The organism is Nostoc sp. CALU 546, from assembly GCF_048836525.1.
Window position 1 is genome coordinate 47896 of the sequence record NZ_JAWJTF010000016.1, and the last position, 11774, is coordinate 59669.

The window sequence follows — 11774 nt, forward strand, 5'->3', positions numbered from 1 at the left end:
TACAGCAGTGCGGGGGACATTAACGGCGATGGCTTCGACGACCTGATTATCGGGGCACTTAGTGCCGGTCAGCAGCGTGCCGGAGAGAGCTACGTGGTGTTTGGCAGCAGCAGTGGCTTTGGAGCCAGTTTCAACCTTTCTGACCTCGATGGCAGCAACGGCTTTGTAATTAACGGCATTGATAGGGGTGACTACTCAGGCAGATCTGTCAGCAGTGCGGGTGACATTAACGGCGATGGCTTCGACGACCTGATTATCGGGGCACCTAGTGCCGACCTCAACGGTCAGTATAGCGCCGGGGAGAGCTACGTGGTGTTTGGTAGCGGCAGTGGGTTTGGAGCCAGTCTCAATCTTTCTGACCTCGATGGCAGCAACGGCTTTGTGATTAACGGCATTGATGCGGGTGACGAATCAGGCACATCTGTCAGCAATGCGGGGGACATTAACGGCGATGGCTTCGACGACCTGATTATCGGGGCAAGAAGAGCCTCGCCCAACAACGGTCAGCAGGGTGCCGGGGAGAGCTACGTGGTGTTTGGCAGCAGCAGTGGCTTTGGAGCTAGTCTTAACCTTTCTGACCTCGATGGCAGCAACGGCTTTGTAATTAACGGTATTGATCAATTTGACTTGTCAGGCAGTTCGGTTAGCAATGCGGGAGATATTAACGGCGATGGCATTGATGACCTGATTATCGGAGCATCTCGTGCCACCCCCAACGGTCAGATTTTTGCCCAGGCCGGGGAGAGCTACGTGGTCTTTGGCTTTGCCACTGCGGCTAACACCAACGAAGATACTGCCGTGACAATCCTTGCTAAAAACGTTCTAAGTAGATATGCAGATCCAGAAAATGATGTCTTCAACATCAGTGACTTCACTAACCCCACTAACGGCACCCTAACACTCAACGACAACACTACTCCAGATAACCTTAGTGACGATTTCTTCATCTATACTCCCAATGCCAACTTCAACGGTACTGACAGCTTCAACTTTACTGTCAGTGATGTTAATGGCGCTAGCGCTACGGGTACTTTTAATCTCAATGTCAAGTCTGTCAACGATGCACCCATTGCCATCAATGATAGTCTGACTAGTGGTTTTAATACTACTAGTACTATCCTTGCTAGTACTTTGCTGGCTAATGATACCGATATTGATACTATCAACCTCAGCATTACTGCTGTAAGTGGTGCGACCAACGGTACTGTTATATTGAACGATAACGGTACTCCGGGGAATTCGGTAGATGATTTTATTGTTTTTACCCCATTAAATGGAGTGAGTGGCAATGCCCAGTTCCACTACACTATTAGCGATGGTAGCTTGAGTAGTACTGCTACAGTTGCGATCGCAATTGGTGCTAACATCACTGGCACTAGGCAAAACGATAATATCTCTGGCACTCCAGGGGATGACGCGATCGCTGGCGTGAATGGCAATGATACTATCTCTGGTGGTAATGGCAATGATACTATCACTAGCGGCAATGGCAATAATACCATCTCTGGCGGTGATGGCAATGATACTATCGCTGGCGGTAATGGCAATGATACTATCTCTGGCGGGGACGGCAATGATACTATCGCTNGGCAATGATATACTTACAGGTGGTAAGGGCAATGATACTATCGCTGGCGGCAATGGCAATGATATCCTTACAGGTGGTAAGGGCAATGATACTATCACTGGCGGCAATGGCTCAGATAAATTTATACTTTCCTTTGGAGAAGGTACTGACATAATTACTGACTTTAGAAAGTCTACTGATTTGATTGGATTATCTGGTGGCTTAACCTTCGATAAACTGAGTTTTTATGGTGACAATATTCTAGTGACTTCTACCCATGAAACCTTGGCAACACTGACGGAAATTAATACCACTACCCTAACTGTTTCTGATTTTGTAATTGTCTAATCTTTAGGATTAGCCCTTTCAAGGTGAGTAAAAATATTGAACAATCATTCCTTTTTTATCCCCTTCTACCTTGGAGGGGTTTTTAGTTGGCGCTATGGTTGCTGCTTGCTCTAGCGCACCTTTTCGAGAGGAAAACAGGGAGGAAATGCGATCGCCACTTTGCACCGTGCATTTGAAGCCTAGTGTTTACTTTTGGAATGCTTCCTGCTACCACCAAGGTACGTAGGCGTAGCCCGTTAAAGACATCGCTCTCACAGTGGGGCTATATCACACTCCTGAAAAAAAGTGTGGAGTCACAAATTATTTACTGTTCTATCAAATTAACGTTGTTAAGTTACTCAGCAGGTGTAGTTCTCACCTCCAGGCTGTACTAAATATTGTGACGCGAAACAGGAGTATAGATACGTTGCTAAAGCTTTCTCCAGACTCCCCTCTATTTATTGTATTAATTATTATTAGTTTTCTAGTAGTAACTTTGTCAACTTGGTTATCATCTAAACCATTTGTTTTAAAACCATTTGGGCTTAATGATATTGTCCAACTACTCTCATTGCAACTATTTATTTCTTTATTATTAGAACGTTCATTAGAAGTTTTTCTAACTACTTGGCGCGGTTCATTTATCGAGCAATTAGATATTAGTATTCGGCAAGAAAAGACTCTAGTCTCGGAGAAAATAAGACTGATGGAATCCCAACAGAAACAGTTTTCTTCTTTAGAATCAAATCAAATCAGTGGATTACCGCCTGAAGGAATGAGTCTAGAACAGCAAATAATTCAAAATTTTACCCAAAATCAACAAGACTCATTAAAAATATTCAAGCCACAAATTGATGATATAAATGAAAAAGAGCGCCAAAGAGCAGCCTATAAATCTGATACACGAATAATTGCCCTATGGACATCCCTTTTATTCGGTCTTTTAATGAGTGCAATAGGTATTCGCTCAATTGAACCACTTGTAGTTATTGATTTAGATAATTCAATCCAAATAATTATTTTTCGTTGTTTAGATGCATTACTGACAGGAGGTTTAATTGCAGGAGGTAGCGAGGGAATTCATAAGCTCATAAAAGTTTTTATTGACTTTATGGAAGCTACATCTAAACAAATCAAAAATCAGGGGTTATCTTGATGAAATTAAGCATTTTCCCTGCAAAAATACCAGGTCATATCACAAATATCATGAAAACAAAAGTACTATAGAAATCCGCTTTGATTTCTGAACTAATTTGTGTAGGCAGGCAATAGGGAATAGGCAACAGGCAACAGTCAAGAAGACTTCTTAGTTGTACTGAGTTTTTTCAGAAATCAAATATGAGTTCTATATTCTAAATATAGAGTGTAATCTTCCCATAGATAATCTTTAATATCTACAAAATTTTTGTTTAAGTTTCCCAATGCATCTGTCTCAGATAAAACCTTAATTCCTTCAGCCTCTAACTGATTTTTTTGTTGATTAACATAAGTTATCAAATAGCCTTTAGAGTCTAATATTCTATGTACCGGATAATCAGTAGCCGAGGTTTTTTTCAGGTAGGTAGGAATAGCTCTTAGATAACTATTATCTACTCCCATCCCTTTGATTATCTGTTTATATGTAACTACTTTTCCACTTGGGATTTTGATGATAAAATTTAGGAATCGTTGATATGGATTTTCAGATAATGCAGGAAATTCATTAGTTTCAAGCTGAAAATTACTACCAACTTGGATTTTACCTGATTTAATAACTACGCCTAAAATTCCTCTTTTATATTGGATGCTTTTTAATGATTCTACCAAGTGGGCTATTCGCTTACAAGGTTCGCAGTGAAAAGTTAGACGAATTGCCGCACCACTTTCAAAGGTTAATAGAGATCCAGGGATAAAATTATCAAATTCTATCCCTGTAACCACAATATTTTCTCGCAATTCTCCTGGCTGAATTGATAAGTCTAAAATATCTTCATTCCTAACAATTAAAATTTGCCTGGGACTTATAGGATCAGCATTAATATCTCCTTCTATACCATGACCTACCTTTAAATTTAATGTTTTAAGCTCTACCATTGTAGAACCTGATTTTACCTTACTGAAAAGATGCGTTATTGAGAGAGCCATATTCATTCGGTGGCGCGATCAATTTGAAGTTGAGGAGGTGAATTCAGGTAAATCATCGGATTTATGAAGAATGAATAAACTGCCATCTCCTCCCCGTCCAATTCTTAAGCTTTCATCTAAATAAGTAATATCCAGTGTGGGAGTTCTACTAGTAGGATTATTAGCTGGGACAACCTTAAATGGATTGAGTTGAGGCGTATTAATGCCAAAAATCTTCTCAATCGATAGGTAACGTTTGTCAAAATAGACGTTGATACGTTTGTTCGGTAGAGGCTCGAAATCTTCTTTGGCTGGTTCAAAGCTAGCTGTCACTTTGACATATCCCGATACTATCCCCAGAGGATGTTTAACTTGAGCTAGATTGAAAAACAATTTATTTGCAACATCAATCACTTGATAAACTTTACCCAGCTTTAATCCGAATGGGAGAGAAACTAAAGAACGGATTTCTCTAGCTGTGGAGTATTGCAGTTGCCAAGTTCCCTCTAGCAAAGAAGTAGCGTAGAGAAGAGGATGGAGATTGGGATTGACGCTCTCTAGTTCCGTCGTCAATTGTTCAATTTCTGCGGCTAAGGTTTTATCTAGCTGCAAATCGGTAATGGGAGAGCCATCGCTTTTTATTTGAATCTTCTCAAGCGTGGCTTGTAATTTTTCCTTAATTGAAAGTTGATTGTTCAATGGCTTTACCAGATTTCAAATCTTTGAAAATTTTGATCGCGATCGCACAAACATAAGTAGTCGGACACAATTAAATTCATTGGTGGAGATAGGGAACAGGTTACAGGTTACAGGTTACAGGAAAAAAATTGTGTAATTAATTCTGTCTGATTACTTAGTCATAGCTCTCCCCAATGTCCAAATACCCCTGAAATTAAGCCTAACTAGAATGTCAAACCCTTAACTGAGTTACGGCGATATTACCGGAAAAACATACATCTACATCACTACCAGGAGTGCGATCGCGTTTGCCATATTCCCCTACATAATAAAAATTATCGCCTTCAATTCGATAGTTCACAGGCAAAGGTTTGGTACAAGCTTGGCAAAACACCACATTAGGATCTGCTTCTCCTGGTTGCAGATGCGGTAAGTTCACATTCCAAAAGCTTCCTAGTTCTAGGGGACGCTTGAGCAAGTCCACTAAAACTTCAGCTGTGAATTTGGCAGCTAGATCCCAATCAAAATCCTGCTTGGCTTTGCGATAGTGAGAAATAGCAATTCCCGGTATGCCGTGCATTGCAGCTTCCCGTACAGCCGCAACTGTGCCAGAAATATAAGCATCGACTCCCAAGTTACCCCCAGCGTTAATACCTGAAAGGACAAATTTGACATCTGCGGTAATTTGTGTAATTGCAATTCTCACACAATCAGCGGGAGTACCTGCGATCGCATACTCAGTCTCAGAACGTCGCTGGAGGTTGATGGCACGAGTAGTAGTAACTTGATGTCCACAGCCAGACTGGTGATCAGCAGGAGCAGCGATAATAGTATTTTTGCCGTTTACAGCTTTCAGCAGCGCTCGGATACCGGGGGCATCAATGCCGTCGTCGTTAGTTAAAATTATGGTCATGTATATATTATTGATATAAATTTAGCTAAATTATCAGAAAAATGCAGATATCATCCATCAAAGGATATAACAGCAAAAGCTACTTGCAGATATGAAAAAATATGCTTGATTCTGCCAAAAATATTGATCATACGATATGATTTCTAGATGGTTTGCAAATTCCGCCCTCAGTATTTGGGTTAATCCCCAAAATGGGCGGTATTTCTTGTCACTAGCGAAAGTGTTAGCGTCAAGTTAATGCTTGTAACCGCCCTAATCACAAGTTTGTGCAATCAAAAAATCCCGTACAATCTATATCTACTAGCAATAGCAGAAATTTAATATTTGAGAAAACCAGGAACGAGGTGATTTTTGCAGTGGTTCTGTAGTATTTTGGGTGCAAGTCTGTCTTAGGGATCACACAATGAAACAGCTCCTCAAACAACTATTTAGCAGTCAAAAACACCTCATCCGGCTAATTCTACCTTTGGTGATGGTTATTTTAGCAGCCTCGCTGTTTGCCACACCTGCTTTAGCGACAGGTGTGTATCAAATACCCAATCTCAAAGCAGGGAATGACACCTGGGTTTTAGATCAAGCTGAAGTCATCAGCCGTCTGAATGAAGGCAAAATTAGCAGTGCTTTCGAGGATTTGGCAAAGCAAACAGATAAGGAAGTTAGAATTGTTACTGTTCGCCGCCTCGATTATGGCGAAACACCAGAAAGCTTCAGCAAAGAACTGTTTAAAAAATGGTTTCCTACTAAAGAAGCCCAAGCTAATCAAACCTTATTGATTATTGATACGGTTACCAATGGTACTGCCATTATTTCTGGGGATCAAGTCAAGCCTTTACTCACAGACTCTATTGCCGAGAGCGTAGCTACTGAAACAGTAAGTGTGCCGTTACGCAATGGTAACAAATACAATCAGGCATTTCTAGATGCGAGCGATCGCCTTGTCGCCGTTCTCTCTGGCAAAGCTGATCCAGGGCCACCCAAAATAATTGATAATGTCCAGGTTGGAGGCACTTTCAAGAAAGCAGAAGAAACCGACCAAGGTAACGCTACTGCTTGGGTAGTAGGATTGTTAATTGCCGCCACCGTTATCCCAATGGCGACTTACTATATTTATCAGATAAATCAGCCATCATCTGATGGGTAATGGGAGAATCATTCAATTTTAGATTTTAGATTTTAGATTTTCCTTCAATCCAAAATCCAAAATTAAAAATCTAAAATTGGCTTAATCCTGAACATACTCTTGTTCTGTAACTAAAGCCACCTCAGCCCGAACGAATTCTCGACCCAAATAAGCTGCATGATTTAATTGAGTTACTGGAGAGGGCTGAGTTTCTTCAAAAATTTTCACGCAAAGTTCTTTAGCCGTCCTGGCGCTAAAAACTGTCGTATGAGTTCGTTCTACCTTTTCTCGCGCCGGAATTACCTTTCCCGTTTCGGGATCGACAGCTAAACCGCGATCGTCAATTATATTTGTAAAATGCTTGGCATAGATTAACCTTGCGTCTCGATCCAAGTAAATAATGAAATATCCACCGGGATCAAGGTCAATATGACGCTGGGAAAGTTTATCATCAATTGCGACCAAATTTTCAACTATTAAATCCATAAGTATTATAAAAAGAAATTTTCTTTCTTGAGGGTTTTATACTCTATATCAAGTGTAATTCGTCGTTCACCCTCTACCTTGGCAAATATTAAGAATCTCGGTTACTAAATGGCAACTCTGCATTAATGTCCTCAATCTGCTGCTGTTCGAGTTGATTCACTTCCTTAATATAGGGACGGATAATTTGTCCTAAACGATTATTGTAAAATCTGTGCAGACTGTGATTGGGCATAGCTGGGAAACCGCGGCGTTTTTTATGGCGTCCACCTGCGCCAGGATCAAAGATTTGGATGCCGTTAGCGATCGCCCACTCAATTGGCGCATAATAGCAAGCATCAAAATGTAAGCAATCTATTTCTTGAAAACTCCCCCAATAGCGTCCATAGAGTTTGTCATCTTTAAACAAACAAAAGGACATTCCTAAAGGATAAGAGTTATCTTGTTCGCTATATGCAGCAATAAACAAGACTCGATGGCGATAATCGGTATATAGCTGCTCAAAAAAGCGCTGTGTCAGATACTTGCTACCCCACCAGCCAAACTTATCACAGGTGTCAGCATAGAATTGGTGCATCAAGGGAAATAAAGACTGAGGAATTTGATCACCAGTCAACGGTTGTAATCGTAAACCTGCTTTCTCCACAGCTTTGCGTTCCCGCTTGATATTGCGGCGCTGATTGGCGTTAAACACCTTCAAGTAGTCATCAAAAGTTTTAAAGCCAGCATTTTCCCAGACGTAGCTGTGGTGCAGCCAAGTTGTAAAGCCATGTCGTTCCAGCATCGGACGCCATTGGGGATCAACGTAGAGAAAATGACACCCAGAAATTCGATTTTTGGTGCAAAAAGTGTCAATTTCATGCACCATAATCGCAGTGATTTCATCCTCATCTTCTCCTGGGGCGATTAGAAACCGATAACCTTCAGCAGGAGTAAACGGTGTCATTCCCAGCAATTTTGGGTAATATTGAACTCCGATGCGATCGGCTAACTCTGCCCATTGGTGATCGAAAACAAATTCACCAGAACTATGTCCTTTAAGATAAAGTGGCGCAGCAGCAATCAGCGTTCTATCTCGCCACAATGTCAAGTGATTCGGCAACCAACCAGCTTTAGCCGTAGCACTCTGGGAAGTTTCGAGATTGTTTAGCCACTCCCATTCTAAAAACGGCGTTTTGAGTGGCATTGCCAAAGCATTCCAGGCATTTTGGGGTACTTCAGCGATTTTGTTCGTCCAAACGACAGAATAGCGAGGCTTAATTTGTTCCACCATATTAGGGGATTGGGGAGTGGGGGTGTAAGAATTTTAGATTTTAGATTTTGGATTTTAGATTGAAATTTAATCCAAAATCTAAAATCCAAAATCCAAAATTGAATTGCCCAATAAATAACTTAACTTAGCGTAATCTAATCTGCTGGTCGTTGTAGGCGATAGTGCAAAAAGACTTCTTGCTCAACGGTATGAACTTCTAGAAGCTGCAACTTGGGAGCTAAATCGGGTAAAAATCCTTTCCCTTCTACAGGTGTTGGTGCGGTATTACCACCTAAAATCAGCGGACAGACAGTCAGCCATAATTCATCAATTAAATCTAATTGCAGTAAGGAAGCGACTAATTCACCTCCACCTAAAACTACCAAGCGTGTTATATGTATATTGGCTAGATGTTTTAAAGCTGCGGGAATGTCAATTTCTCGTGTTGGTGTTTCAAAAACTAGAATCTGCTCAAATTCTAGAGGGCACTCTTGTGCTCTGGTTCCTAGAGTTGAGTGAAATGTCTCTAAGCGTTCTTTCCATGAAAGTGATCCCGCTGTTGTCGTGAGTAGCCAGCGTCTAACTGGTTGCTTAAAAAAGTTAATTTCCGGATTGAGGTTTGCAAAGTGTGTAGTCACTATATGAACTGGCTGCGGAAGTTTCCCTTCTTGTGCCCGAAGTTCTACTAAAGTTGGATCTGATACAGTAAGTGTTGTTCCGTAGGCCCGGAGAGTACCAGCACCGAATAAAACGGCATCAGCGGCAGCGATTTGTTTTTCTAAGTGTGCTTTATCAACCCTTGAGCCAAACCGGGCAGGCGATCGCTTAAAATCTGCTATTTTGCCATCCGCACTCATTGCTAAAACAACTGTAGTATGAGGACGATGTTGCAACATTAGATTGATTTGATAGTTTGAATATTCTCTTTGTTAGTGTATAGATTCTCAAAAAAATCTATGCTCGCAAGGTAATATTTCCCGATTTTACCACTGTATTTATATGCAATACAAATCGCTTTTACATCTGCCATATATGAGTTTTGGTATACTACGTTTCTTTTTAAATTATAGCAATTTGTTATTTTTAAACATTGAAAATAAAATTCTGATAATTTAATAAAATGTCTCATCTAGCTCGTTTCATTACATATCTTTGCTGTTGTGGTTTGCGGATGCAAAGTGAGACACTTGATGACTAATTCCCGCCAATCTTCCTTTCGTCGAATTTTAGTAACGAGAATATTGCTGCTATTCGTTCCAGTTTTATTGATAGGTGAGATTGTTGCCTTGAATAAGGCACGTTCTAGCATATTGGGAACTGCACGTCAAAATTTAACACAAAGCGCCACCAGTAAAGGACAGAGAATTGAAGATGCGATCGCTCTCTTAAAAGCTCATTTGTTGACTGTAAGTAAAACAACAGTAATTCCATCGGGTTCACCCATACAAGAGCAAGAAATTCTCACCCAGTTAAAGCAACAACTTCCAGCAAGTGTTGAGTGTATCCAATTAACGGATCTGCTAAACCAGAAAATAATTGCTAGTAGTTGTGGGGATCAAGCAATTGGAGAATTGAGATTACCTTTACCTAGTGACGGAATTGATGTCAAAACAATCTTCCCGTCAAAGACAGGAATGACTGGTAAAAGAAACACACAAAATCAACTGCAAGTAGTGTTATCTGCACCAATCTCTGAGAGCCGCAGAAGTTCAGTTTACAGTTTAAGTATTCAGTCTGCATTGTACCAACAGACCTTTAATCCGCCGGGATCGCTCACAGGCGCTACGATAGTGATTGCTGAAGATGGGACGTTTTTGGCGCATCCATTAACAGGCTGGGTGGGAACTAACATCAATCAGCATCCGAATTTTTCTCAATTAAAGAACGTAATTAAAAATGCCATTGCCGGACAAAATGAGCCAATAAATTTGTCTTTTACAGATGGTCAAGAATTATTAGCTGGCTATACAGTTATTGCAAATCCACTTACTCAACAACAGCAGCAAAAATGGATAGTCTTAGCTGTTACTAGCGTCGATAATGCACTTTTTGGTTTAGAGGAAATCAAACTAATTCTCATCGTTTTGACAGTCGGTTTAATTGGTGCAAGTTTATTAGCATCCTTATATTTAGCTCCTTACTTGGCACGTCCTGTAGAAGAATTGCGAGACTACGCTCTCAATATTCACTCTCACCATGCCGCACAACCAGTTCCGCAGAATTTTCAAATCCGGGAATTCAACCAACTAGCCCAAGCATTAAACCAAATGGTAGAACGGCTCAAAGCTGGGGCAGAAGAACTAGAAATAGCTTGGAAAGAAGCAAAAAGCGCAAACCAGATTAAAAGCCAGTTTTTGGCTACGACTTCTCATGAATTGAGGAATCCATTACATACTATTATTAGCTGCATTCGCGTGGTTAAAGATGGCTTATGTGATAGCCGCGAAGAAGAAATGGACTTCCTCAAACGTGCCGATGAAACAACGATTCATTTGCTAAATATTATTAATGATTTGCTCGACATTTCTAAAATAGAAGCAGGTAAACTTTCTGTAACCACTACACCTCTTGACCTCCGACAAATATTGTTAGAGGTGATTAATTTACAATCAGTTAATGTTCAACAAAAGGGCTTGCAATTAAAATGCGAGTTAGATCCTCAAGTAATACCAATTAAGGCAGACGCAGCAAAACTAAAGCAGGTATTGATTAATGTGATCGGCAACGCCACTAAGTTTACCGACACAGGAAGCATCACTATTACTACAGAAATTCAATCTAGCAATGTGGTGGTAATAGTTAAAGATACAGGTATAGGAATTGATCCCACTCAACAGCACAAACTATTTCGCCCATTTGTGATGGTGAATGGCACAACCAGCCGCCAGTTTGAAGGCACTGGACTGGGACTAGCAATTTCACGAAACTTAATCGAACTTATGGGAGGCAGGATTACTCTTGAAAGTACGGGACTTCATCAAGGTACGACACTGAAAATTACTTTACCCTTGATTGATATCTCCTTGTTACCTGTTCCCAAGAAAGAAGAAAATGTCGGGGATATTGGATTTTCCCGTGGGAATGAGGGGGCAAAAGCAAGCCACTACCCTAGCTTACAAGAGTCTGGGAGAAGTCCCTCTTTGAAGATTAACAAATCTGTAAAAGCAGGTGTAGACAAAGAGAAACCCTCAAAGTTCCAGTTACTACTTGGAAACGAGACTTACGAGATTAGTCTTTCGCCGCAGCAAACTCTCTTGGTAACTCTTCCCAAAGCAGAAGTTTATGCAAATTGGACTTCTAAAATATAGTCATTGGTAGATTGTAATTTAAA

11 protein-coding genes are annotated in these 11774 nt (G+C 40.7%); 5 read left to right on the forward strand and 6 right to left on the reverse strand.

Features of this window, described 5'->3' with window-relative positions; genetic code table 11:
* The 3 genes from RRG12_RS10700 to RRG12_RS10710 form a co-directional block, all read left to right on the forward strand.
* Window positions 1-1596: Ig-like domain-containing protein (locus tag RRG12_RS10700; RefSeq protein ID WP_420759257.1), on the forward strand; the 1596-nt coding region annotated here is incomplete at its 5' end.
* Window positions 1574-1915: a hypothetical protein gene (locus tag RRG12_RS10705; RefSeq protein ID WP_420759258.1), complete on the forward strand. Its 342-nt coding sequence runs from the start codon at window positions 1574-1576 to the stop codon at window positions 1913-1915. The genes RRG12_RS10700 and RRG12_RS10705, both read left to right, overlap by 23 nt.
* Before the next feature lie 475 nt (window positions 1916-2390).
* Complete coding sequence (locus RRG12_RS10710; RefSeq protein WP_256090869.1) at window positions 2391-3050, forward strand: hypothetical protein; 660 nt, start codon at window positions 2391-2393, stop codon at window positions 3048-3050.
* 176 nt (window positions 3051-3226) lie between these two features.
* Here RRG12_RS10710 and RRG12_RS10715 read toward each other — a convergent pair whose 3' ends face one another.
* From RRG12_RS10715 to surE, 3 genes are all read right to left on the reverse strand, one after another.
* Complete coding sequence (locus RRG12_RS10715; protein ID WP_256090868.1) at window positions 3227-3967, reverse strand: MGMT family protein; 741 nt, start codon at window positions 3965-3967, stop codon at window positions 3227-3229.
* 69 nt (window positions 3968-4036) lie between these two features.
* Window positions 4037-4696, reverse strand: coding sequence for a PAP/fibrillin family protein (locus RRG12_RS10720; protein WP_420759259.1), 660 nt, complete (start codon window positions 4694-4696; stop codon window positions 4037-4039).
* A gap of 211 nt (window positions 4697-4907) precedes the next feature.
* Entirely contained in the window at window positions 4908-5588 is a 681-nt protein-coding gene (surE, locus tag RRG12_RS10725) for a 5'/3'-nucleotidase SurE (RefSeq protein WP_069069268.1), read from the reverse strand.
* A gap of 403 nt (window positions 5589-5991) precedes the next feature.
* Between surE and psb32 the strand changes: the two genes are divergently transcribed.
* The gene (gene psb32, locus RRG12_RS10730; protein WP_420759260.1) at window positions 5992-6729 is read left to right on the forward strand and encodes a photosystem II repair protein Psb32; all 738 of its coding nucleotides are present in this window, start codon (window positions 5992-5994) and stop codon (window positions 6727-6729) included.
* A gap of 81 nt (window positions 6730-6810) precedes the next feature.
* Here psb32 and RRG12_RS10735 read toward each other — a convergent pair whose 3' ends face one another.
* The 3 genes from RRG12_RS10735 to RRG12_RS10745 form a co-directional block, all read right to left on the reverse strand.
* Entirely contained in the window at window positions 6811-7194 is a 384-nt protein-coding gene (locus tag RRG12_RS10735; protein ID WP_069069266.1) for a DUF4346 domain-containing protein, read from the reverse strand.
* A gap of 88 nt (window positions 7195-7282) precedes the next feature.
* Window positions 7283-8464, reverse strand: a complete 1182-nt coding sequence (locus RRG12_RS10740; RefSeq protein WP_420759261.1) for a GNAT family N-acetyltransferase — start codon at window positions 8462-8464, stop codon at window positions 7283-7285.
* Window positions 8465-8598: 134 nt separating this feature from the next.
* Window positions 8599-9339 carry a RibD family protein gene (locus RRG12_RS10745; RefSeq protein WP_420759262.1) on the reverse strand — a complete coding sequence of 247 codons (741 nt, stop codon included), beginning with the start codon at window positions 9337-9339 and terminating at the stop codon, window positions 8599-8601.
* Between the two features lie 294 nt (window positions 9340-9633).
* Between RRG12_RS10745 and RRG12_RS10750 the strand changes: the two genes are divergently transcribed.
* Window positions 9634-11751 carry an ATP-binding protein gene (locus RRG12_RS10750; RefSeq protein ID WP_420759263.1) on the forward strand — a complete coding sequence of 706 codons (2118 nt, stop codon included), beginning with the start codon at window positions 9634-9636 and terminating at the stop codon, window positions 11749-11751.
* Window positions 11752-11774 lie beyond the last annotated feature (23 nt).